Source organism: Rhodococcus zopfii NBRC 100606 = JCM 9919 (assembly GCF_001895025.1).
In the GTDB taxonomy this organism is placed as follows: Bacteria; Actinomycetota; Actinomycetes; order Mycobacteriales; family Mycobacteriaceae; genus Rhodococcus; species Rhodococcus zopfii.
The window spans coordinates 82,090-104,508 of record NZ_BCXI01000013.1 but is presented as its reverse complement, the minus strand read 5'-3'; the positions used below and the strand labels follow the sequence as shown (position 1 = coordinate 104,508).

Below are 22,419 nucleotides of genomic sequence, written 5' to 3'. Positions count from 1 at the left end.
CTCCGAAGACGGAACGCGTCGAGTGGAGGGACGGATGAGGTTGCGGCGCAGCGTGACCACCTCGTCCGGTATCCGGCGGGTGCGGCGTGGCCGCCGTTTCGCCTACCTCGGCGCCGCGGCGACGGCGACCGTCAGTGCTCCGGCGAGCGCGACTCCCGTCGGGTGGCTCCGGGGCGTTTGAACGGCACCGCTCGGCGGTAATCGAGGACAGGAACGAACCAGGCCGGAGAAGAACCGGGAAGGATGCAGCGATGAAGGCGATGCAGCGATGAAGGCCGTGACGTGGCAGGGCAAGCGCAAGGTCGAGGTCGGTACGGTGCCGGACCCGCGGATCGAGGAGCCGACCGACGCCGTCGTCCGCGTCACCACCACCAACATCTGCGGCTCGGATCTGCACCTGTACGAGGTGCTCGGCGCGTTCATGACGCCGGGCGACATCCTCGGACACGAACCGATGGGGATCGTCGAGGAAGTTGGCAGCGAGGTGACGAACCTGAAGGCCGGGGACCGGGTCGTGATCCCGTTCCAGGTCTCGTGCGGCGGCTGCTTCATGTGCGGGCACGGCCTGTTCTCACAGTGCGAGACAACCCAGGTGCGCGAATATGGCAGCGGGGCAGCGTTGTTCGGATACTCGAAGCTGTACGGAAGTGTTCCCGGTGGCCAGGCGGAGTACCTGCGGGTCCCGCATGCACAGTCCACGCACATCACGGTTCCCGACGGTCCGCCCGATTCCCGGTTCGTATACCTGTCCGACGTGCTGCCGACCGCATGGCAGGCGGTCGAGTACGCCGACATTCCCGAGGGTGGCACGGTCACGGTCCTCGGCCTCGGTCCGATCGGCGACATGTCCGCCCGGATCGCGCACCATCGAGGTGCCCGGGTCATCGGCGTCGACCTCGTGCCGGAGCGTCTGGCCCGCGCCGACGCCCGGGGAATCGAGACGATCGACCTGAACGGGACCGACGGTGCACTCGGCGACCGGATCCGTGACCTCACCGACGGGCGCGGCACCGACTCCGTGATCGACGCGGTCGGCATGGAGGCGCACGGCAGTCCCGTGGCGAAACTGGCCCAGACCGCGGCCGGGTTGCTGCCGTCGGCGATCGCCGAACCGCTGATGCAGAAGGCAGGCGTCGACCGGCTCGCCGCCCTCTACAGCGCGATCGACGTGGTGCGGCGCGGCGGCACCATCTCGCTCAGCGGCGTGTACGGCGGCGCGGCCGACCCGCTGCCCATGCTCACCCTGTTCGACAAGCAGATCACGCTGCGCATGGGGCAGGCCAACGTGAATCGCTGGGTGCCGGAGATCATCCCCCTGCTCACCGACGATGATCCGCTCGGCGTCGACACGTTCGCCACGCACCGGCTCCCGCTGTCCGAGGCACCCCACGCCTACGACATCTTCCAGCGCAAGGCGGACGGGGCCGTGAAGATCCTCCTCGAACCCTGAGTCTGGAGATACCTGGGATCCCGGCTCACCGATCTGCCGGCGTGACCGGTTCGGCGAGCACGGGATCGTATGCGGGACCGTTCGCCTCGGCATCGGGCACGTCCGCGTGCGGTGACACCCTGGCGCCGAGGACGTATGCCAGGTGCCCGCCGAGCGTGCCGCCGACACCGATCAGCCCGAGACCGGCGAGGCTCAGCGCCACCGCGGACGCCGAGGATTCGGAGGCGCACCGCCGGCGTCGATAGGACGCGGCCGTCAGCGCGATGCCCGCGGCATTCGTCACCGCGTGGATCAGACCGACTCGCCGCTGGACCGTGGTGCACCGGGACCAGTCGGACCATCCGGTGGCCAGCGTCGGCGGGGTCGCGGCCAGGCCGATTCCCAGCAGGCGCCGGGCCGCATCCGGGCGGCGGAAGACCAGATCGAAGACCGCTGCCGAGGACCATGCGCCGATAGGGACCGCCACCAGTGCGGGATGCAGCGGATGGCCGAGGAAGTCGCCGCGCAGCACGCCCCCGGCCGGGCCGTCGGCGAGCGGCCGCACCAGTGCGCGGACCCTCGTCGCGGGACGGTCGAGCCAGGACGCCGATTCGGTGCTCTCGAGCAGTCGTGCGAGCGGCGGGGAACGATGGGGAGTCTGTGTGGAGATGTTCGACGTGGACATGCTCGACGCGTACCCCGGAAGCCATGGGAGAAAACGGCCGACCCGCCACCTGGTGTCTACGCGGTGGGTCCGAATCCTCGACACGCTGTAGAGCGGGCGGATTCCGAATCCGTGAGCATTTTCGGTGACGGAACCTTCACTCGACGACGATCTTGCCCTTCGCGCCGCGTTCGGCATCGAACATCCGATGGTTGAGGAAGGTGTAGGTCCCGGGTTCGAGGATCTCCATTTCGACGAATCCGCCCTGCGCCACCGCCAGATCGAGCGCCTGGGCACCGCCGCGATCGGGGTCGCCCGCGCGCAACAGATACGCGCCTTCCTTGTATACGGTGTCGAACTGGCTTCCGACGACATGGAAGCTGACGCTCTCGGCCGGGCCGGCATCGAGCACCCAGACGCGGATTCGGTCGCCGACCTTCGCGCGCAGCGGCCGGTGCACGTACTGGTTCGCGAAACCGTTGAACACCACCAGATCCGGCGCCGCCGCGACGACCTTGTCCGCGTCGACCGTGCCGTCGCCGAGATACACGTCCGACTGCACCACGAGATATTCGGCGTCGACCGGTGTCAAGCTCGGCGGATCGATCACGACCGCACCGAACATGCCCGCGGCAATGTGTACGGCCATCGGGGCGGTTGCGCAGTGATACAACCAGATTCCGCTGTGTTCGGCACGAAACCGGTAGACGAGTTCCGCGCCGGGGTCGATGGTGCGCATCGGTTCGTCCGGCCCGACCATCCCGGCGTGGAAGTCGATGGAGTGGCCCATGGTTCCGTTGTTGACCAGCCTGATCTCGAAGACATCGCCCAGGCGGCCGCGCAGTGTCGGCCCCATGGGCTGCCCGTTGTACGTCCACATGGTCTGTCGCGCACCGACCGCGTAGTCGCCCTGAACTTCGGTGACCTCGAACGTGTAGCGGTGGGTGGTGCCGCCGGGTGCCGGGGCGAGGACCGGATCGCGGGCGACGAAGCCGTCGTCCGGGGCGGCGGCGAGATCGACGTCCGGTGGACCGCCCGAGCCGTGATCGTGCACGCCTGCACCGCTGCTGTCGGTGCCTTCGGCGGTGCTGTCGGTGCCTTCGGCGGTGATGCTCAGGAGCATCCCCTGCTGCCGGTGCCCGACGATCGAGCACCATCCGTCGATGTCGGTGCCGACGACCCCGACATCGACCGTCGCGGTCCCGCCGGACGCGACCCGGCCGCTGTCCTGGCCGGTGGACAGCACCAGGTCGTGGACCTGATCGTCGGAGTTGGTGACGGTCAGGATCAGCCGGTCGCCGGCCGGCACCGTGATCCGGTCCGGGACGAAACGCATCCCGACCATGTCGACCTGCACCTCGGTGGTGTTGCCGGTGGGTGTCACCCCCGCGGAGGCGTCGGCGTTGTCGAAACCGGTTCCGCCGATACCCGCGGTGACGGCGGCGACGAGTGCGAGACACGCGAGGGCGGCGGTGGCCTGCAACCCGCGGTGCTGGGGTGCCGGTGTGTACTCGGGCGCGGCGTTGCCGGACATCACGGCGCGGCGGCCCGCCACCGAAGCCTTGGCGCTGGTGACCATGATGGGCAGGAACAGCACGAACGCGAGCATGACGATCGCGGAGACACCCACGCGCATCCAGCTCGCGAGCGGCAGCAACCACAGCAGCAGCCCCACGTTGACGACGACGAGCCGCCACACCCACCACCGGTTCATCTTGTCGACGCCGGCGCCGACGACAGCCGGCCCGCCGCCCATCAGGGTGGGCAGCAGATGACTCATCACGCCGAACAGCAACTGTGCCGCGAAGCCGGCCAGGAACGGCACGGTCATCAGCGTGGCGCGCTCGGGGGTCATGGGACCGGTCGCGAGCACGACGGTCAGGCTCAGCAACGACCCGAGCAGCCACAGCATCGCCGCGGTGATCGAGGCAGGCGCGAACCCGGCGGGGGGATGTGACACGGCTCCGCGCAGCAGCGGACCTGCGACGACGACCCATCCGGCCAGGTAGATCGCGCATCCGGCCGCCGCGGCCAGCGGATGCGCGGTCAGGGCGCCGACGAGGAGCACGGCGATTCCGGTGAGCAGGACCGCGAGCGCGACCGGTCGTCGGCGTGCCCCGGTGCCGGGGCGAGCGGAGCGATGGGGGGTGTCGGGGCGAGCGGAGCGACGGGGGGTGTCGCTGCCGCTGTCCATGCCGATCAGGTTCGGGTACATCACCGTCAGCACCCCGGCGGCGGCCAGGCCGAGGAAGCCCAGCAGGTTCATCGCCTGGTGGGCGAGCAGGAACCCGGCTTCGGTGCTGTCGGTCTGTCCGTAGGCGAGTGCGGCACCGAATCCGGCTCCGATGGGCAGCAGCGCCGACGACGCGACGAGGAACCACACGCTCTGCGCGTGCAGTGCGGGTTCCTCGCCGCCGGCCGCCCGCGACCGCTGGGCCCGACGGATCAGCAGCAGCAGCGAGACGGCATGCCATGCGAGCATCGCGCCGACGAGGACCGCACCCACGAGTGTGACGGGGAACCATCCGCCGAGGACACCGGCAACGGTGACGACGATGCCCGCGTTGAGCAGGTAGATCTTGGCGAGCTGCGGTGCGCGGGCGCTCTCGGGAAGGTGATAGCCGAGAAATCGTTCGGCGAGGGTCTGGGACCACACCACGATCGAATTGGTGACGGCACCGAGGGTGAACAGATGCACCAGCAGCCATCGGGATTCGGGGAGGAACGGGTGCGTCAGACCCGCGAGGACCAGCAGCACGAGCCAGACACGCACGGGCATTCCGGCGCGCTGGTGCCAGCTCTTGGGTCGCTTCGCCGGGCGCGTGGTGCTCACAGGCCGATGGTAGGACCGATCCACGTCCGTTTACTACTTCTCGTCGTAGATTTCGTCGCCCGCCCTGACCGGGCGCGCAGGTCAGATCCGCCGCATCACCGACACCACCTTGCCCAGCACGACGGCGCCATCACCGTCGAGAACCGGATACGCAGAATTCCGGGGCTCGAGCTGCACATGCCCGTTGCGCCGGCGCAGTACCTTGACGGTGGCCTCGCCGTCGATCATCGCGGCCACGATCTCGCCCGAATGCGCCTCGCTCTGCTGCCGCACCACCACGACGTCACCGTCGCAGATCGCCGCGTCGACCATCGAATCGCCACGCACCCGCAAGCCGAACACCGTGCCGGAACCGACGAGCTCGCGCGGCAGCGCCAGCACGTCGTCGGTGTGCTGCTCGGCGAGTATCGGCATCCCGGCCGCGATGTCGCCTACGACCGGAACCGCGACCGTCCGGTCGGACCCGGCCGGAGCCGATGCGGCGAGGAACGGGCGCACATCCAGCTGGCGCGCCACCGCCGAACCCCGCCGCAGGAACCCCTTGTCCTCGAGGCTGCGGAGATGTTTGGACACCGACGACGTCGACCGCAGTCCGACCGCATCCCCGATCTGCCGGGTGCTCGGCGCACATCCGTTGGCCGCCGCCCAGTCCCGGATCACCGCCAGGATCTGCTGCTGACGCAGCGGCAGGGACGAGGCGTCGAGGCCGCCGAACATGTCGAAATCGTCGTAGTCGGTCACCCGGCGAATCGTAGCCGTGCGAACGGATCGACCCGCTGCCCCGTCACCCCACGTCGAAGGTGGCGGGGTCGCCGCCGAGCCGATTCGCGGTGTCCAGCGCCTCGATCGCCTCGATCTCGGCCGCATCGAGCTCGAAGTCGAATATCTCGAGGTTCTGCCGGATCCGATGCGGTGTCACCGACTTCGGGATCGCCACATTGCCGATCTGCAGATGCCACCGAAGCACCACCTGCGCGGCAGTGCGATCACGTTCGAGTGCGATCCGCGTGAGCGTGGGATCGTCGAGCAGGCCCCGTCCCTGGCCGAGTGGCGACCACGCCTCGGTGACGATGCCCAGTTCCTTGTGCACCGCCCGCAGTTCGGCCTGCGCGAAATCCGGATGCACCTCGATCTGGTTGATCACCGGCGCCACGCCCGTGTCCGCGATGATCGTGCGCAGCTGAGCCGGCTGGAAATTGGACACGCCGATTGACCGGGCCCGACCGTCTGCCTGCAACTCGGTGAACGCCTGCCAGATCGTGCGGTAGTCCTCGCGCATCGGCCGCGGCCAGTGGATCAGGTACAGGTCGACGTAGTCCAGCCCCAGGCGGTCCAGGGACGTGTCGAACTCGGCGAGCACGCGGTCCCTGGTCCACGGTCGATCGGCGCTGTTCCACAGCTTGGTGGTGACGAACAATTCGTCGCGCGGCACCCCGGCCGCCGCGATCGCCCGTCCGGTTCCGACCTCGTTCCCGTAGATCGCAGCCGTGTCGATACTGCGATATCCGATGGTCAGAGCGCTGGTGACCGCGGTGAAACACTCGTCGTCGGGCACCTGCCAGACTCCGAACCCGATCTGTGGAATCGAGTTTCCGTCGCTGAGCGCCACATTCGGTACCGGATTCACGGAAGTCATACCCGGAGCAACGATCGAGACCGTGATCGTGTTCCGGGCCCGGCCGGATTCCGGTGCTGCTCCGGTCCGGTTTCGGTGACCGCACGGATGGGTAACCGCCCGCATGGCGAATACAACGAATCGCGGTGGCCCCACGACGGGAACCCGGCTCGCGGGCTGGGTCGGGTTTGCGTGTGTCCTGGCGGGTGTCGTCGCGATAGCTCTGGTCCTGACCGCTGCCGGAGGCGGTTTCGAAGGCTGGACGGCCGTCGCAACGATCGTTGCCGTCGCCCTCCTCGTCGTCGGTGCAGTGATGATCGTTCTCAACTTCCGGCGGCGCCGGCTGGGCGGATCCGGCGGCACCTCCACCCACGAGCCTGGAGTCCTGTAGTGACGCGATCGGGAGTGGTATGGCGGATGCCGGGTGTGTACCGGCCGCAAGAGGATTCGTGGCTGCTCGAGCACGCCTTCGGCTGCGCCGGTCCACCCCCGGACGCAAAGGTCCTCGACTTCTGCACGGGCACCGGAATCCTGGCGGTTGCGGCGGCGCGGGCCGGCGCGAAATCGGTGACGGCACTGGATATCGCGCCCCGCGCGGTACTCACCGCTCGGCTCAACGCATGGTCACGGCGACTGCCCATCAGGGTTCTTCGTGGCGGCCTCGGAGTTGCGCGCAGACTCGCACCGTTCGACGTGATCGTCTCGAATCCCCCCTACGTGCCGGCACCCAGTGGGGCTCACGACCCGCGCTGGGATGCCGGCCCCGACGGGCGCTCCGTCGTCGACCCGCTGTGCCGGGAGATCCCGGAGTTGTTGCGGCCGGGTGGATTCGCCCTCGTCGTGCACTCCGAATTCACCGGCGTGGACACCACGCTCGACATGCTGCGGGCCGGCGGCGTGAAAGCCACCGTGGTCGCGCGGGAGCGGATACCGTTCGGCCCGGTGATGCGCAGTCGTGCCGACTACCTGCAGCACCGTCGAACAGATTCTGCGGCAGATGCTTCCGTTGTCGCGATCGAGAGCAAGGCCGGAACCGAGACCGAGGAAGTGGTGGTGATCCGTGCCGATCGACCGGAACACACCCGGTGACCTGCGAACAGACGCCCGGACCGTCCGGCTCGTGCCGGGCGGCCCGATGCTCGTCGAGGGACCGGTGCGGATTGTGGGTGAGGACGGCACCGAAGTGACGTCGGATCGTTTCGTGGTCGCGGTGTGCCGCTGCCATCGCAGCGGCATCTATCCGTTGTGCGACACCAGTCACCGCCGGAGCGCGCGCACGCCCCGGCGGTGACTGGTGCCGGAGGCTCCGGCGGTGAGAAGTGCCGGAGGCTCCGGCGGTGAGAAGTGCCGGGGGTGGGAAGTGTCAATACCAGTACTTGCGGCCACCGACCGCCCGTCCGGTGGCGCCGAGCAGTGCCAGAATGACGCCCACCACGACGAGGATGATGCCGAGCGTCCACAGGATCGAGATCCCGGTCAGGAATCCGACCACCAGCAGGATCAAGCCGAGGATGATCATGATCGTCACCTTGCTGTCGGTGCCCGTGCTCGAATTGGCTCGGACGATGGGAGTGAATACCCCGATCAGGGCATTTCAAACCCCCCGCCAGCGGACGGAAATCCCCCGCGCGCCGGCCGAGCCTGTTGGATACCCTTTCCCACACCGGATTCCACAGATGTGGCGCAACCCGCCCGGCGGTGGCATGGTCGTAACATGCCTACTTCGGAAAATCCCGGGGCGAGTGTCCCGGGTGAATACAGCGTCGACGACGAGGATCAGTTGCAGCGCGAGGACACCCTCATCGATCGCGGAGTCGACGACGTTCTGGACGAAGGGATCTCGCCGCCCGAACGTCCGGTCGCCCTCGAACCGCACGACGACCTCGATTCGCGTCTGGCGGAGGAGGAACCGGACACCGGACCCCGCGGCGCCGACACCCGGCGCGCGGGCCGGCTCGTCGCACCGGACGAGGGAACGGGGGAGGACACCGAATCCGAACTCATCGCCGAGGACGTCGGCATCGACGGTGCGGGAGCTGCGGCCGAGGAAGCGGCCGTGCACATCGTCGACGAGGACGACATCGACAGAAGCTGAACGGGACTCAGGTCGCCTCTTCGGTTTCGAGCAGCTCTGCCGGTTCGAGCAGCGATGACTCGTCGCGGGACCACCGGTCGAGCAGGTGGCTGCCGAGCCGGCCCTCGAGAAACTCGATGGCCTCGGCCCCGAACACCACGTCGCGTGCCGCGCCCGGATCGCGCTCGAGCAGGTCCCCGACGACGTCGTGCCGCAACACCAGTTCGTGCACCGCATCCGCCTCGACGTGCTCGGTATAGAACCGCACGCACGCCGGTGCGGCCTCCAGGCGTTCGAGCGCCCGCACCAGCCGGCGCGCACTCGGGCCGGTCGTCATCTCGGCGGCCGCGAACTGGCCGACGAGCATGCCGATGCGGGACCGGTGCAACCCGCACATCGACATGAAGTTCACCGGCGCCAGGGTCAGCGCGGGTACGCGGTCGAGACATCCCAGGTAGCTGTCGTCCAGGCCGGCCGCGACCATCAGATCGGCGAACAGCTGCGCATGCACACGGTCGTGGTGCCCGCCGCCGTACTCGTCGAATTCGACGGCCACCAGCGTCGCCTTGGCCCGGCCGGTGAGTCGCGGAATCGCCCACGCCTGCGGATCGGCTTCCTTGAGCTGGTAGATGGATCGGTGCACGAAGTACTCCCGCAACTGCGGCCACGTGCCCTGCTCGGCCAGGTGATGGGACACGCTCCATGCGTCGCGCGGCTCCCGGCACACCGCATCGAAGGTCGCGTCGACATCCACACCGGCCGGGACGTCGGTGCGCAGGCGGTCCAGGAACGCCCGTTCGAGCGCGGCCCGCACACCGAGCGGACCCGGCGCCCACTCCCAACCGGGATCGACGCCCGAAAACCCCCGGTAGTGCAATTCGTACAGCACCGTCAGGGTCAACTGCGCATCGTCGCCGTACGGGTCGACGTCCGCGGGAGGCCGCGGCCACGGCGACTCGTCCGGCGTCCCGGCGAGCCGGGTGATGACGGCGTCGGAAACCGGCCCGCGCGGCCGGGGCAGCGGGGCGGAGGCAGGATCACGCATGACCGCCGGATACCCGGACCGGGACCAAAGGAAACCGGTGGGTGTGAACCGGGTATCGAGGGGTATCCGCTGGTCATGAGCATCGATGACCAGGAACACGTACATCCCCCGCACACGATCGACTACCCCGGCGACACCGCCGACATGGCCGACGCCCCCCAGGACGAGATGCGCGGATACCGCGGTCGCGGACTGCTCGAGGGACGCAAGGCGCTGATCACCGGCGGGGACTCCGGGATCGGCCGCGCGGTGGCGATCGCGTTCGCCAAGGAAGGCGCGGATGTCGCCATTGCCTATCTCGAAGAGGACCGGGACGCCGAGCACACCGCGGAGCTGGTCCGGCGCGAAGGGCGTGAGTGTCACCTGTTCCCGGGCGATCTCGCCGATCCGGCACATTGCCGGGAGGTGGTGGCCGAGGCGGCCGACCGGCTCGGGGGTCTGCAGATCGTGGTGAACAACGTGGCCTACCAGGAACCGGTCGACGACTTCGCCGATCTGGACGAAGCGCAGTGGCGCCGCACGTTCGCGGTGAACATCGACAGCTTCTTCCACGTCACGCGGGCCGCGCTCGAACACCTGCCGTCCGGATCGTCGATCATCAACACGTCCTCGATCAACGGGCTGCGCGGGAACAAGACACTCATCGACTACGCGGCCACCAAGGGCGCCGTGCTGGCGCTGACCTACTCGCTCGCACAGGCCTTGCAGGACAGGGGAATTCGAGTCAACTGCGTCGCGCCGGGGCCGGTGTGGACCCCGTTGGTCCCGGCCACTCTCGACGAAGGGAAGGTCGCGGACTTCGGCAAGCAGGCGCCGTACGGGCGCGCGGCGCAGCCCGACGAGATCGCACCGTCCTATGTGTTCTTCGCGTCGAACACGATGTCGTCGTACTACAGCGGCGAGGTGCTGGCGCCGATCGGGGGCGAGACGCTGCCCGGCTGACCGCGAGCGGTCGATCGATGCTGACCGCGAGCGGTCGATCGATGCTGACCGTGTGCGGTCACTCGTTCCGGTGCTGTTCGCTCTGTTCCGGTTCGGGGAAGCGCGTGGCGCGACGGCGGAAACGCCACGGGTAGACCAGCCAGATCGCGACGAACAGCACGGCGGTGCAGATTCCGGCGATGGTCGCCACGGTCGAGTTCACGACGAGCCCGACAACGAGGACGACGACGCCGGTCAGCGACACCCCGAGCAGCAGCAGGCCCGCAAGCGCGAACCGGTGCGCGGTGAGCACCAGCCGGTCGAGTTGCCTGCGCCGGAACAGCAGCCGGTGCATGCTGACGGGCGCGACGAGCAGAATCGTCGCCGCGATCGAGGCGAGCACGGTGACGAGATAGACGCCCTTCTCGTTGTTCGACAGGGCGGCGAACCCGCTCTGGAACGGCAGGGTCAGGAGGAAGCCGGTCAGCAGTTGCACTCCGGTCTGTACGACGCGAAGTTCCTGCAGCAGGCTGGACCAGTTCCGGTCGAGCTGCTGGGCGTCGCTCTCGTAACGCCGCGAGTATCGGGCGCCGGGCAGCTCGTCCTCGTCGTCGAACCGGTCGGAACTCGTCATGGGTCAAAGTTGTCATGCTGCCGGGCTCGGCAGGGCCGATGTGCGCGTTTCGCAACCTTGTGACGCGCATCACCGTGGGGTACCGTCGGCTGCACCGGCCTCGGTATTCGTCCACGAGGAAGGAGCGTCGGATGAAACTCAACCTCTTCGTCGCCTGGGCGGGATACACCCTCGGGTTACTCGCGGTCGCCTCACTCGCCCTGTTCCTGCTTGCCGCGGGTTACGGCCACACCGGACCGGCGATCGTCGCCGGGATCGGCACTGTCGTCGCGGCCGGGCTGGCGATGGCGATGATCGGCGGCACGATCCGCCACGACCACAAGGTGCACCAGGTCACTCCCAAATTGTTCTGACCGGCACAGTGTCCGACCGGCGCTGTCCTGAGGGCTGCGGGGCCCTCAGGACAGTGCCAGTCGTTTCTTCTCGAGTTCGACGTCGAACATCGCTGCGGGCCAGTCCAGGCGGAAACGCTCCAGGGCGTCGATCATGAGTTCGCCGACCGCGACTCGGCTGTACCACTTGCGGTTGGCCGGGATGACATACCACGGTGCGTGCTCGGTGTTGGTCTTGTCGAGCATGGCCTGATATGCCTCCTGGTAGGCGGGCCACAGGGCGCGTTCGCTGACGTCCGACGGGTTGTACTTCCAGTACTTGTCCGGGCGCTCGAGGCGTTCGGCCAGGCGCTTCTTCTGTTCGTCGAGAGAGATGAACATGGCGACCTTCACGATCGTCGTGCCGTTCTCGACGATCTCGCGTTCGAACTGGTTGATCTCGTCGTACCGGGCGCTCCAGACCCGTTCCGGTACGAGATCGTGCACGCGCACGACGAGCACGTCCTCGTAGTGTGAGCGGTCGAACACGCCGATCTGCCCAGCGCGCGGCAGTGCCTTGTTGATCCGCCACAGGTAGTGGTGCCGCAGCTCCTCCGGGGTCGGCACCCCGAACGACGCGTGATCGACGCCCTGCGGATCGACGTGCCCGATCACGTGACGCACCATTCCGCCCTTGCCTGCGGTGTCCATGCCCTGCAGGATCAGCAGCACCGATCTGCGGTCGCCCGACCGGCCGTTCGCGAACAGCTTCTCCTGCAGCTGCGACAGGTACGTGCCGCGTTCCTCGAGCAGTCGTGTGCCGAGTTCCTTGTCGCCCTCGAATCCGGGTGTGGCGTCCGTATCGATGTCGGCGACACGGGTGTCCGGTCCGGCGCGCAGCGCTTCGGTGACGGGCTTCGTCCACGGGCTGTTCTCGGCGTCGTTCGGCATGGCACGAAGCGTGCCACACACGCTGTGGTCGTCAGCGCTGTTCGCGACGAATGTCGGCCGTGTCGGTGGCCGGAAGACCCGGGTCGGGTCGGTCGCCGTCGAGCAGGTCGAGTTCGTCCGGTCCGGCCGGATAGGGCGGCGCGGAGATGCCGTCGATCATGTGGCTGCCCCACAGGTCGATGTCGGTGACGCGCGCGGTCGCGGCGGCACGGCCGGTGTCGAGAACCGTCACCGTCAGTTCGGTCCCGGTGGACGGCGGAGCGTCCGGTGCGAGCGCGGCGGCCAGGTCGCGCAACCGACCGCGCCAGCGGTGGCGGCCGCTGATCGGATCGAACCAGTCGGCGAGCTGGACGTCGACGACGACCTGCCTGCCGTCGACGAGGATCTCTGCGCGGCCACGGTATCCCTCGGACATGGCCCCGATTTTACACGTAACTACAAGTTACGTGAAACGGGTCACTCCGCTACTGCCTCGCGGTCCTCGCGGCGCAACGGATGAGGCTGCGACTTGAACCTGACGGGCGAACCGCCTGCCGACGCGATACCGGTCATACCGCCCCAGGTCATCATCGTCAGGTAGTCGATGAGGTCTTCCGCGGTCATCGACTTGTTCGAGATCCACCAGTGCGTGGCGAGCTGGATTCCGCCGACGATGCCGTACGCCCACGGCACCGACCCTCCCGAATCCATCTCCAGCAGCCGCAGGCGCTCACCGAGGACCGTCGCCACCAGCTCGGCGATCATCCGCTCGGAATCGGCGACCACGTCGCGGCTCGCCGACGAGCTGTTGCTCATCACGTAGAGGTAGACCTCGGGATCGGATGCGACCGTTTCGACGTATGCGGCGATCGCCACCCGGGTCAGTTCGTACTCGTCGAGATCCTCGGCGACCGCGGCGTAGATCTGCGGTGCCAGAATTCGCTCGACGTACCGCATCATCGTCGCGGTCGTCAGGTCGTTCTTGTCCGTGAAATAGCGGTAGAGCACCGTCTTCGAGACACCGATCTCCGCGGCGATCTCGTCCATCCCGACGTCGTGGCCGCGCACCCGGATCGCGGCGATCGTGCCGTCGACGAGTTCCTCGCGCCGCGCGATCTTGTGCTCGTGCCAGCGGCGCTTACGTCCGTCCTGCTTGGCGGGCGTCGGCTGCGGGGCTGCGGATTCGGGAGGTGTGGTCGGGGAGGTCGCGCTTTTGCTGGGCACTGGGTTGGCACATCCGTTCGGTCTTCGATCGTCGGCTCAGTCTACGGTGAGCGGCTTCTTGTCGGGGGTTCCGCGGGCGTCCCTCCCGTTTCGGCACAATGGCGAAGGTGCAGCTTCTGAGCAACGACGACGACGTCAAGCGCGGGGATCTCCGCCGAATGAAGGCGGTTGCCACCGGGTTCCTGGTCTTCGCCACGGTGGTGTATCTCTTCTGCCGCTGGCAGGAAACCCGCGGAGCCGGCGAATGGGTCGGCTACGTGCGGGCGGCCGCGGAGGCGGGCATGGTCGGTGCGCTCGCCGACTGGTTCGCCGTGACCGCCCTGTTCCGGCATCCCCTCGGTATCCCGGTGCCGCACACCGCGATCATCAAGAAGAAGAAGGATCAGCTCGGGGCAAGCCTGAGTTCGTTCGTCGGCACCAACTTCCTGGCTCCGGAGGTCGTGTCGGCCAAGATCGAGTCCGCGCAGATCCCGCTGCGCGTCGGCGGCTGGATGGCCCAGCCGGCGAACGCCCAGCGGGTCGCGCAGGAGACCTCGACGGTGCTGCGCGGCATCGTGACGGTGCTGCGCGAGGAGGACATCCAGCAGATCATCGACAACACGATCGTCAAGCGCATCGCGGAGCCGGAGTGGGGGCCGCCGATCGGCCGGGTGCTGACCGAGCTCATCGCCGAGGAACGCCACCTGCCGCTGATTGACATGCTCGCCGAGCGGGCCCACCAGTGGGCGCTGGGCAGCCAGGAGACCATCGACCGGATCATCTCGCGGGACTCGCCGTCGTGGTCGCCGAAGTTCGTCGACATGCTGCTCGGCGAGAAGATCCACCGCGAACTCGTCGAATTCACCTGGAAGGTCCGGTCCAATCCCGGGCACGAGGTCCGGCTCGCCGCGAACAAGTTCCTCGCCGACTACGCCCGCGACCTGCAGACCGATCCCGCGACGATCGCCAAGGCCGAACGCGTCAAGGCGGAGATCATGGGCCGGGACGAAGTGACGCAGCTCGCGGCCGCCACGTGGCGGACCGCCAAGCGCATGATTCTCGAATCCGTCGACGATCCGAACAGCACCCTGCGCACCAAGGTTGCCGAGAACGTCATGCACTTCGGCGCACGCCTGCGCGACGACGACGAGTTGCGCGGCAAGGTCGACGGCTGGCTGCTCGGCGGCGCCCGGTACATCGCCTCGAACTACGCCGACGAGATCACCGCGGTCATCAGGGAAACCGTCGAGCGGTGGGACGCCGACGAGGCGAGCCGCAAGATCGAGCTGGCCGTCGGGCGGGACCTGCAGTTCATCCGCATCAACGGCACCGTCGTCGGATCGCTCGCCGGCCTGGCCATCTATACGGTGTCCCAGCTGCTGTTCTCGTGAGGCCGCCCACGTGCTAGCAGAGTGCTTGCTCCAGCTAGCACATGATCGTATGCTTGAGAGCATGCCCACGATCGAAGGGGACGCCGCACCGGTCGACGGCTCGGACGTCGACGGAACCACCGGACCGGGCGACCTCGCGTCGCGCGTCGTGAACTCCGCCGCTCAGGACATCGGCGGGTTCATCCGTGCCCAGCGCGAGGCGGCGCAGGTGTCGCTGCGGCAGTTGTCGCAGCTCGCCGGCGTCAGCAATCCCTATCTCAGCCAGATCGAACGTGGGCTGCGCAAGCCCTCTGCGGAGGTGTTAGGACAGATCGCGAAGGGCCTCCGGTTGTCCGCGGAGGTTCTCTACGTGCGGGCCGGGATTCTCGAGCAGCGCCCGCACAGCGCGGTACGTGACGCGCTCCTGGCCGACGCCGTCCTCACTGAGCGGCAGAAGCAGGTTCTGCTCGACATCTACGACTCGTTCTGTCGCGAGAACGAGTCCGCCCCGCCCGGGCAGGCGCCGGACACGGATCCCGGGACCGCCGCCCTGTACGAGACCGATCCCGATGAACAGGAGAAATGACATGACCGATCCCAATGTCTCCAATCCCAATGTCTCCATCCGTACCTCCCTCTACGCCGCGGTCGGCGCGGGCGATGCTGTGGTCCAGGCGGTCGCCGACGTCGTCGCCCAGGTGCGCGAGCGCGCCGAATCCAACCGGAACGACGTCAACGAGCGCGTCGGCACCGCCCGCGAGAAGTTCGGCGACCTGACCGAGACCGTCGAGTCCCTGCGCGAGCGTCTCGCCGGCCTCCCCGCCGAGCTCCCCGAAGAGCTCGCGGATCTGCGCGAGAAGTTCACCCCCGAGGAGCTGCGCAAGGTAGCCGAGGCGTACTTGAAGGTCGCGTCCGACCTGTACACCTCGCTCGCCGAGCGTGGCGAGGAGACCGTCGAGCGGCTCCGCAAGCAGCCCGCCGTCGAGGAGGGTCTCGGGCGCGCCGAAGCTGCGTTCGGTGACGCCGTCGATCTGACCGAGGACGCCCTCGGCACCGTCGCTCGTCAGACGCGCGCCGTCGGCGAGCGTGCGGCGAAGCTGGCCGGCATGGCCGCCGGCCGCATCTCCGAGACCGCCGAGGGCGTGGGCGAGGCCATCTCCGACGCCGGCGACGAGGCGGCGATGAAGGTCCTCGACCTTGCGGACCAGGCCGAAGAGGTCGCCGACGAGGCTGCCGACCGCGTCGAGGTCGCCGCGCTGGAGATGGACGAGGCAGTCAAGTCCGTGACGGAGAAGTCCGCCCCGGAAAAGTCTGCCCCGGAGACGGCTGCTGCGGAAAAGGCTCCCGCCAAGGCTGCTCCGGCCAAGGCGCCCGCCAAGTCCGCCGCGGCGAAGGCTCCGGCGAAGAAGGCTGCCCCGCGCAAGACCACCGGCGCCTGATCGCAGGTCCTCGCAGCAACACCGGAGAATCGGCCCCCGTGCGACGTCGCACGGGGGCCGATTCTCGTAGGATGGGGGAGTGCCAAATGTCGATTCTCTTGCCGGTCTGATCCTCTTCGCCCTGCAGGTCCTGGCGATCGCGGGTGCGGTCTTCGCGTTGGTGCACGCGGTGCGTCAGCCGGCGGAGGCGTTCCCCGCCGTGGACAAGCTCACCAAGCCGGTGTGGATCGGGATCCTCGCGGTCGCGCTGATCGTGCTGTTCCTGTTCGGAGCCATCGGGATGCTGGGCATCGTCGGGGTTGTGGCGGTGTCCGTGTATCTGGTGGACGTCCGGCCGCGCGTGGAAGAGGTGCAGCGCCCGCGCTGGTGACACATGCCGTCCCTTGACACCGGACGGCGAGATAGTGACACTCGGAGTTACGGCTAAATTTCCGAGACGAGGTGATCGCCGTGACGCTCACCCGACCCGTCCGCACCGGTGACCGACAGGACACCGCCGCGCGGCTGCTCGATTCCGCCGCACGCTCGTCCTTCGATCCGGGGATCGAAATCGACTGGGACGCGCCGATCCCGCCGGACAAGTACGGCATGAGTCCCGAATGGTCCAGCCTCTACGGCACCGACCTGTGGGACCGTATGACCGAAGATCAGCGCATCACCCTGACCCGGCACGAGGCCGCCAGCATCGCCGGAACCGGGATCTGGTTCGAGATGATCCTCATGCAGATGCTCGTGCGCGACCTCTACCGGCACGACCCCGCGACGCCCTACGTGCAGTTCGGCCTCACCGAGATCGCCGACGAATGCCGACACTCGACGATGTTCGCCCGATCCGCGCAGCACTTCGGGGTCCCCTCCTATCGGCCGCCACGCTGGGTTCGCGAATCCGGACGTGCTTTCAAAGCGGTCGCCGCCGGCGCACTCGCGTTCGGCGGGGCACTGTTCGCCGAAGAGATCCTCGACGCGATGCAGCGCGACTTCATGCGCGACGAGCGCGTCCAGCCGATCACCCGGACCGTGAGCCGGATCCACGTGATCGAGGAATCGCGGCACATCCGCTACGCCCGCGAGGAGACCGCGCGCCGCATGCGCGACGCGTCCCGCCTCGAACGCACGTGGATCCGGATGCATCTCGGTGTCTCCGCGTACTTCATCGTCACGAACCTGGTGAACCCCCGCGTCTACGCGGCAGCCGGTCTCGACGTCGACGAGGCGAAGGCGGCGGCCCGGACCAACACCCACTATCAGGACCGCATCCGCCACGCCTCGCGCCGCACCGTCGACTTCCTTGACGGGGTCGGGCTGATCGGTGGTCCCTCGACCGTGTTGCTGCGCCGCGCACACATCATCTGACCCGGCACCCGCCACATCCCAGATCGGAGAAGAACACAGGTGAAGAAGCCCTCCCGCCGGACCGTGCTCACGGTCGCCGGACTCGTCGTCGTCGGCGCCACCCTCGGAGCCGTGGCGGCCCGTCGCCGCCGCGCCGCACCCCGCACCCGTGTGGCGGTACCCGGGGATCCCAGCGATGCCCTCCTCGCGGATCCGCAGGTCGGGCACGACGACGTCGAAGTCACCACGGACGACGGTGCACGCCTGCACGTCCGTGCCTACGGAGATCCCGACGCCGACATCCTCGTGCTGAGCCACGGCTGGACCTGCTCCACCGAATTCTGGACGCCGCAGATCAACGCGTTCGCCGAGAAGTACCGCGTCGTCGTCTACGACCAGCGCGGACACGGGCGCAGTGAAGCCGGCAGCCGCGTCTTCGGACCCGACGTGCTCGCCGACGATCTCGCCGCGGTGCTCGCCGCGACCGTTCCCGCCGGCCGCACGGCCGTGCTCGCCGGTCACAGCATGGGGGGAATCAGCATCATGGCGTGGGCCGAACGGCACCCCGACCAGGTGCGCGGCAAGGTGTCGGGGGTGCTCCTCGCGAGCACCGGCATGGACAATCTCGTCGCGTCCTCGACGGTGGTGCCGCTGCCGCAGCGCGCCCCTCGCGTCCCGGTACCCGTCGCGCGCCGGCTGATGGGCGCGACCGTGCCGCTCGTCGCATCTCCGGTCACGACCCGCGCGATCAAGTACGTCGCCCTGTCGCGGACCGCGACGCCCGCTGCGGTCGCGTTCTGCGAGAAGATCGTGCTCGGCTGCCCGCCCCGCACCCGCGGCGGCTGGGGTATCGCGCTGAGCGGCCTCGACGTCCACGACGGGCTCGCGAACCTCACCGTCCCGACGACGGTCCTGGTGGGCACCGCCGACCGGCTCACCCCGCCGAGCCACGCGCGTCGCCTGGCCGCCGAACTCGACGAAGCCGGCAACCTCGAGCACCTCGTCGTCGTCGACGGCATCGGACACATGAGTTCGGTCGAGGCGATCGACGTGTTCAACTCCGAACTGCAGCACCTCTTCGAACTCGCCCGCCAACCCGTCGGCGGCTGACCCACCGACCCATCCGACGGCGCTGCAGGTCCGAACCACCGGGGACACCGGAGGATCGCCATGGCCACACCGTCGAGCACCCGACCGCCGCCGACCCCCCGTACGCCCGGGATGCTCTCGCGTGCCGGGGCCGGGGTCGTCGCGGCCGGGCTGGTGCTCGGGCTCGGTGAACTGCTCGCCGCGACGACCGGCCCGGACGCGTCGCCGTACTTCGCGGTCGGCGCGACGACCGTCGACCGGGCGCCCGCGTGGGCACGCGAGTTCGCGATCGGCACGTTCGGCACCGCCGACAAGCCGGCGCTGTTCGTCGGCATGTCGGTCCTCCTCGCGACGTGCGCGGTCGTGGCCGGCCTGATCGAGCGTCCGCGGCGACCCTACGGCGGCGCTTTGCTCGCGGCGCTCGGGGCGGTCGGGGTGTACGCGGTGCTGAACCGCCCCGGGGCCACCGCGTCCGCGGCGGTCCCGACCGTGATCGCGGTCGTGGCCGGAATGTTGTTCCTGCAGTTCGCGATCCGGGTGCTGTGGACGCCGCGGCGCGGGGGCGGTCCGTCCTCGTCGTCGGGTATCGACCGCAGGCGTTTCCTGGCCGTCCTCGGCGCGGGTGCCGCGGTCGCGGTCGCCGCCGGAGCCGCAGGCCGGTACCTGGGGGACCGGCTGGCGCAGGTCCTCGAGGACCGCAGCCGATTCCGGGTGCCGCTCGCCGCCGACGCCGCCCCGGTCGTCCCGTCCGGCAGCGACCTGACGACCGGACCGCGCGCGGTGCCCGGCGCCACCTCGTTCGTCACGACGAACCGCGACTTCTACCGCATCGACACCGCGCTGCAGGTGCCGCGCCTCACCACCGCGGACTGGCGACTGCGCATCCACGGCATGGTGGACGGGGAGACGACGCTGACCTGGGACGATCTTGCCGGCTTCGAGGTGGTCGAGCGGTTGGTGACGTTGACGTGCGTATCCAACGAGATCGGCGGCGACCTCGCGGGCAACGCCCGCTGGACCGGCTACCGCATGTCGGAGATCCTCGACCGCGTCGGCGTCCGGCCCGACGCCGACATGCTGCTGTCCACCAGCGTCGACGGGTTCACCGTGGGGACACCGGTCGCGGTGGTACGCGACGGTCGTGACGCGCTTCTCGCCGTCGCGATGAACGGCGAACCGCTTCCGCTCGAGCACGGCTATCCGGCACGGCAGGTGGTGCCCGGGCTCTACGGCTACGTCTCGGCGACGAAATGGGTCGTCGACTGGGAACTGACCCGGTTCGACCGCGCGCAGGCCTACTGGACGCAACGCGGCTGGGCGCCGCAGGGCCCGATCCGCACCGCGTCGCGGATCGACGTGCCCGCTCCGTTCGCGCGGATCACGGCCGGGCCCGTCGTCGTGGCCGGCACCGCATGGGCGCAGCACCGCGGCATCGGCCGGGTCGAGATCCGAGTCGACGGAGGTCCCTGGCAGGAGACGGAACCGGCCACCGAGTATTCGGCGGACACCTGGCGCCAATGGCGGTGGGTGTGGGACGCGAGCCCCGGCGAGCACAGGCTGGAGGTCCGGGCCGTCGACGGTACCGGGGCGGGGCAGGACGAGCAGCGGCGCCCGCCGGTACCGGACGGTGCGACGGGTCTGCACAGCCGCACCGTCACGGTCGGGTGAGGGCGTCTCGTGTCAGTCGAACACCGGATCAGTCGAACACCGGATCAGTTGAACACCACGGTCTTGCGTCCGTGCACCAGCACCCGATCCTCGAGATGCCAGCGCAGACCCCGCGCCAGCACGAGCTTCTCGACGTCGCGGCCCTGGCGCACCATGTCGCTCACCGTGTCGCCGTGACCGACGCGGATCACGTCCTGCTCGATGATCGGGCCCGCGTCGAGCTCGGCGGTCACGTAGTGGCAGGTCGCGCCGATCAGCTTCACGCCGCGCGTGAACGCCTGGTGGTAGGGGCGGGCGCCGATGAACGACGGCAGGAAGCTGTGGTGGATGTTGATGGCCCGTCCCGCCCAGTGCTCGCACAACGCGGCGGGGAGTACCTGCATGAACCGGGCCAGCACCACCGCGTGCGGATCGTGCACGTCGACGAGTTTGCGCACCTGCTCGAACGCCGGGCCGCGCTCGGCCGGGTCCTTCGGGAACGACACGTAGTGGTAGTCGATCCCGTGCCGCCGCGCGACCGTCTCGAGTTCCGGATGGTTCCCGACGACCGCGCAGATCTCGGCCTTGAGTTCGCCCGCCGCCACGCGTCCGAGGATGTCGTGCAGGCAGTGCGCTTCCTTGCTCACCAGCAGCACGACGCGCTTGGTCTCGCCGGTGTCCGACAGCGTCCACTCGGTTTCCGGGCCGATTTCCTCGGCGACGACCGCGAACTTCTCCCGCAGCTCGTCGATCCCGAACGGGATGGACGACGCGCGCACCGCCTGCCGCGTGAAGAACCAGCCGCTGTCCTGATCGGCGTGGTAGGCGGCTTCGACGATGGAACCGCCGACCTCGGCGAGGAAGGTGGCGATCCGGGCCACGATGCCGGTGGTGTCCGGGCAGCCGAGGGTCAGAACGTAGCGACGGTCGTCGGTCGAGGCAGCGGTCATGCCGCCGATTGTCTCAGGTGGGTTCCGTCCGCCGGTCAGACGGTTGCCGGGGGACGTCGCACGGTCGCGGTGCCGACCAGGGTGGTCGCGTCGATCGTGTGCAGACCGCGCTCGGTGACCGCAGCCAGCAGATCGCGTCGGACCGCGTCGACCAGGGGCTCGTCGAGCCCGTCGAGAACGCCGCGTAAACCGCTGCCCACCACCAGATTCCAGCACAGTTCGTCGGTGGCGGGCAGCAGGTTCGACAGGATGTCCACCTCGACCGAATGGCAGCCCGCGCCGGCGAGCCACGCCCCGAGTGTCTCCGGGGTGTCGATGCGGTGCAGGGGCGTGCGTTCTCGGAGCGACAACCGGTCGGCCACCTCGGGGGAGTAGCGGGCGGCGACGTCGAACACCAGCGCGGTGAACTCCGCCATCGCGCCGGTCCGCCACACCGTCACACCGACCCGGCCGCCGTGCCGGACCAGGCCGACGAGCCGCGCGAAAGTCGCGTCCATGTGGGGCAGGAAGAACACCCCGTAGGAGACGGCGAGCGCGTCGTATCCGGCCTCGGGCACCGACGACGGCGGCTCCCACGTGGTGGCGTCGGCGCACACGAAATCGATGTTCTGCAGGGCACGTTCCTCGGCGCGCAACCGACCCAGCTCGAGCAGATCCGCGGCGACATCGACGGCGTGGACCCGTCCGGTCGGCCCGACCGCTGCGGCGGCCGGCAACGCGGACGCTCCGGCGCCGCAGCACACGTCGAGGACGGTGTCGCCGGGGTGCAGTCCGAGAGCGAACACGAGCGACTGCCCGGCCGGTCCCCACACGGTCGCGGTCAGACTGTCGAACCGGTCGCTGGCATCGTCGAACGTGCGGGCTACCTGATCGATCGGATCGGCCATGCCCGGAACGCTAGCCGATCTCGTAGAACGGTGGGGCGTACCGGAA

The 22,419-nt window shown here is 68.8% G+C and carries 27 protein-coding genes; 15 read left to right on the top strand and 12 right to left on the bottom strand.

Annotation, left to right across the window (positions count from 1 at the left end; genetic code table 11):
- Nucleotides 1–52: 52 nt before the first annotated feature.
- On the top strand, nt 53–181 hold the full coding sequence (locus RZ1_RS31645; protein ID WP_274595862.1) for a hypothetical protein: 129 nt from the start codon (nt 53–55) through the stop codon (nt 179–181).
- Nucleotides 182–268: 87 nt separating this feature from the next.
- Nucleotides 269–1,450: a zinc-dependent alcohol dehydrogenase gene (locus tag RZ1_RS09470; protein ID WP_072811257.1), complete on the top strand. Its 1,182-nt coding sequence runs from the start codon at nt 269–271 to the stop codon at nt 1,448–1,450.
- 25 nt (nt 1,451–1,475) lie between these two features.
- On the opposite strand, the gene RZ1_RS09465 is transcribed toward RZ1_RS09470, so the two are convergent.
- The 4 genes from RZ1_RS09465 to RZ1_RS09450 all read right to left on the bottom strand — a co-directional run bounded on the left by RZ1_RS09465 (nt 1,476) and on the right by RZ1_RS09450 (nt 6,562).
- Nucleotides 1,476–2,114, bottom strand: coding sequence for a DUF2231 domain-containing protein (locus RZ1_RS09465; RefSeq protein WP_072811255.1), 639 nt, complete (start codon nt 2,112–2,114; stop codon nt 1,476–1,478).
- Nucleotides 2,115–2,250: 136 nt separating this feature from the next.
- Nucleotides 2,251–4,926: a multicopper oxidase domain-containing protein gene (locus RZ1_RS09460; RefSeq protein WP_218020452.1), complete on the bottom strand. Its 2,676-nt coding sequence runs from the start codon at nt 4,924–4,926 to the stop codon at nt 2,251–2,253.
- Between the two features lie 81 nt (nt 4,927–5,007).
- Entirely contained in the window at nt 5,008–5,667 is a 660-nt protein-coding gene (gene lexA, locus RZ1_RS09455; protein ID WP_072811253.1) for a transcriptional repressor LexA, read from the bottom strand.
- A 43-nt stretch (nt 5,668–5,710) separates the two neighbouring features.
- Entirely contained in the window at nt 5,711–6,562 is an 852-nt protein-coding gene (locus RZ1_RS09450) for an aldo/keto reductase (RefSeq protein ID WP_206022822.1), read from the bottom strand.
- A 103-nt stretch (nt 6,563–6,665) separates the two neighbouring features.
- On the opposite strand from RZ1_RS09450, the gene RZ1_RS09445 reads away from it, so the two are divergent.
- From RZ1_RS09445 to RZ1_RS09435, 3 genes are read left to right on the top strand one after another with little or no spacing between them, the layout of a single operon-like run.
- Nucleotides 6,666–6,932 carry a hypothetical protein gene (locus RZ1_RS09445; RefSeq protein ID WP_072811252.1) on the top strand — a complete coding sequence of 89 codons (267 nt, stop codon included), beginning with the start codon at nt 6,666–6,668 and terminating at the stop codon, nt 6,930–6,932.
- Between the two features lie 35 nt (nt 6,933–6,967).
- A complete protein-coding gene (locus RZ1_RS09440) occupies nt 6,968–7,630 on the top strand; it encodes a HemK2/MTQ2 family protein methyltransferase (RefSeq protein WP_072811389.1) in 663 nt (220 codons plus the stop codon).
- Nucleotides 7,631–7,676: 46 nt separating this feature from the next.
- Nucleotides 7,677–7,832, top strand: coding sequence for a CDGSH iron-sulfur domain-containing protein (locus tag RZ1_RS09435; RefSeq protein ID WP_072811388.1), 156 nt, complete (start codon nt 7,677–7,679; stop codon nt 7,830–7,832).
- A gap of 72 nt (nt 7,833–7,904) precedes the next feature.
- Here the strand turns inward: RZ1_RS09435 and RZ1_RS30460 are convergent, their stop codons facing one another.
- On the bottom strand, nt 7,905–8,060 hold the full coding sequence (locus RZ1_RS30460; protein ID WP_169917888.1) for a DUF6131 family protein: 156 nt from the start codon (nt 8,058–8,060) through the stop codon (nt 7,905–7,907).
- A 195-nt stretch (nt 8,061–8,255) separates the two neighbouring features.
- Between RZ1_RS30460 and RZ1_RS09430 the strand changes: the two genes are divergently transcribed.
- Nucleotides 8,256–8,636, top strand: a complete 381-nt coding sequence (locus tag RZ1_RS09430; protein WP_072811250.1) for a DUF5709 domain-containing protein — start codon at nt 8,256–8,258, stop codon at nt 8,634–8,636.
- Between the two features lie 7 nt (nt 8,637–8,643).
- On the opposite strand, the gene RZ1_RS09425 is transcribed toward RZ1_RS09430, so the two are convergent.
- Nucleotides 8,644–9,660, bottom strand: coding sequence for an iron-containing redox enzyme family protein (locus RZ1_RS09425; protein WP_072811248.1), 1,017 nt, complete (start codon nt 9,658–9,660; stop codon nt 8,644–8,646).
- Nucleotides 9,661–9,735: 75 nt separating this feature from the next.
- On the opposite strand from RZ1_RS09425, the gene RZ1_RS09420 reads away from it, so the two are divergent.
- Nucleotides 9,736–10,602, top strand: coding sequence for an SDR family oxidoreductase (locus RZ1_RS09420; RefSeq protein ID WP_072811246.1), 867 nt, complete (start codon nt 9,736–9,738; stop codon nt 10,600–10,602).
- A gap of 58 nt (nt 10,603–10,660) precedes the next feature.
- On the opposite strand, the gene RZ1_RS09415 is transcribed toward RZ1_RS09420, so the two are convergent.
- Complete coding sequence (locus tag RZ1_RS09415) at nt 10,661–11,215, bottom strand: DUF6328 family protein (RefSeq protein WP_072811244.1); 555 nt, start codon at nt 11,213–11,215, stop codon at nt 10,661–10,663.
- Nucleotides 11,216–11,346: 131 nt separating this feature from the next.
- On the opposite strand from RZ1_RS09415, the gene RZ1_RS09410 reads away from it, so the two are divergent.
- On the top strand, nt 11,347–11,568 hold the full coding sequence (locus tag RZ1_RS09410) for a hypothetical protein (protein ID WP_072811242.1): 222 nt from the start codon (nt 11,347–11,349) through the stop codon (nt 11,566–11,568).
- Nucleotides 11,569–11,613: 45 nt separating this feature from the next.
- Here RZ1_RS09410 and RZ1_RS09405 read toward each other — a convergent pair whose 3' ends face one another.
- From RZ1_RS09405 to RZ1_RS09395, 3 genes are read right to left on the bottom strand one after another with little or no spacing between them, the layout of a single operon-like run.
- Complete coding sequence (locus RZ1_RS09405; protein ID WP_072811241.1) at nt 11,614–12,477, bottom strand: polyphosphate kinase 2 family protein; 864 nt, start codon at nt 12,475–12,477, stop codon at nt 11,614–11,616.
- A 31-nt stretch (nt 12,478–12,508) separates the two neighbouring features.
- Nucleotides 12,509–12,892 (bottom strand): DUF4873 domain-containing protein, encoded by a 384-nt coding sequence (locus RZ1_RS09400; protein WP_072811238.1) that lies wholly within the window; start codon nt 12,890–12,892, stop codon nt 12,509–12,511.
- A 41-nt stretch (nt 12,893–12,933) separates the two neighbouring features.
- Complete coding sequence (locus tag RZ1_RS09395) at nt 12,934–13,572, bottom strand: TetR/AcrR family transcriptional regulator (RefSeq protein ID WP_238071613.1); 639 nt, start codon at nt 13,570–13,572, stop codon at nt 12,934–12,936.
- A 206-nt stretch (nt 13,573–13,778) separates the two neighbouring features.
- Between RZ1_RS09395 and RZ1_RS09390 the strand changes: the two genes are divergently transcribed.
- From RZ1_RS09390 to RZ1_RS09360, 7 genes are all read left to right on the top strand, one after another.
- Nucleotides 13,779–15,050, top strand: coding sequence for a DUF445 domain-containing protein (locus tag RZ1_RS09390; RefSeq protein WP_072811233.1), 1,272 nt, complete (start codon nt 13,779–13,781; stop codon nt 15,048–15,050).
- Between the two features lie 61 nt (nt 15,051–15,111).
- Nucleotides 15,112–15,615 carry a helix-turn-helix domain-containing protein gene (locus tag RZ1_RS09385; RefSeq protein ID WP_072811232.1) on the top strand — a complete coding sequence of 168 codons (504 nt, stop codon included), beginning with the start codon at nt 15,112–15,114 and terminating at the stop codon, nt 15,613–15,615.
- A 1-nt stretch (nt 15,616) separates the two neighbouring features.
- Entirely contained in the window at nt 15,617–16,468 is an 852-nt protein-coding gene (locus RZ1_RS09380) for a prolipoprotein diacylglyceryl transferase (protein ID WP_072811230.1), read from the top strand.
- Between the two features lie 79 nt (nt 16,469–16,547).
- Nucleotides 16,548–16,838 (top strand): DUF2516 family protein, encoded by a 291-nt coding sequence (locus RZ1_RS09375; RefSeq protein WP_072811228.1) that lies wholly within the window; start codon nt 16,548–16,550, stop codon nt 16,836–16,838.
- An 80-nt stretch (nt 16,839–16,918) separates the two neighbouring features.
- Nucleotides 16,919–17,821: an AurF N-oxygenase family protein gene (locus RZ1_RS09370; protein ID WP_072811387.1), complete on the top strand. Its 903-nt coding sequence runs from the start codon at nt 16,919–16,921 to the stop codon at nt 17,819–17,821.
- A 39-nt stretch (nt 17,822–17,860) separates the two neighbouring features.
- On the top strand, nt 17,861–18,910 hold the full coding sequence (locus RZ1_RS09365) for an alpha/beta fold hydrolase (RefSeq protein ID WP_072811226.1): 1,050 nt from the start codon (nt 17,861–17,863) through the stop codon (nt 18,908–18,910).
- A gap of 60 nt (nt 18,911–18,970) precedes the next feature.
- The gene (locus RZ1_RS09360; protein ID WP_244899322.1) at nt 18,971–20,557 is read left to right on the top strand and encodes a molybdopterin-dependent oxidoreductase; all 1,587 of its coding nucleotides are present in this window, start codon (nt 18,971–18,973) and stop codon (nt 20,555–20,557) included.
- Nucleotides 20,558–20,601: 44 nt separating this feature from the next.
- Here RZ1_RS09360 and purU read toward each other — a convergent pair whose 3' ends face one another.
- Together purU and RZ1_RS09350 are read right to left on the bottom strand one after the other, a co-directional pair.
- The gene (gene purU, locus RZ1_RS09355; RefSeq protein WP_072811223.1) at nt 20,602–21,486 is read right to left on the bottom strand and encodes a formyltetrahydrofolate deformylase; all 885 of its coding nucleotides are present in this window, start codon (nt 21,484–21,486) and stop codon (nt 20,602–20,604) included.
- Nucleotides 21,487–21,521: 35 nt separating this feature from the next.
- Entirely contained in the window at nt 21,522–22,373 is an 852-nt protein-coding gene (locus RZ1_RS09350; protein WP_072811221.1) for a class I SAM-dependent methyltransferase, read from the bottom strand.
- Between the last annotated feature and the right edge of the window lie 46 nt (nt 22,374–22,419).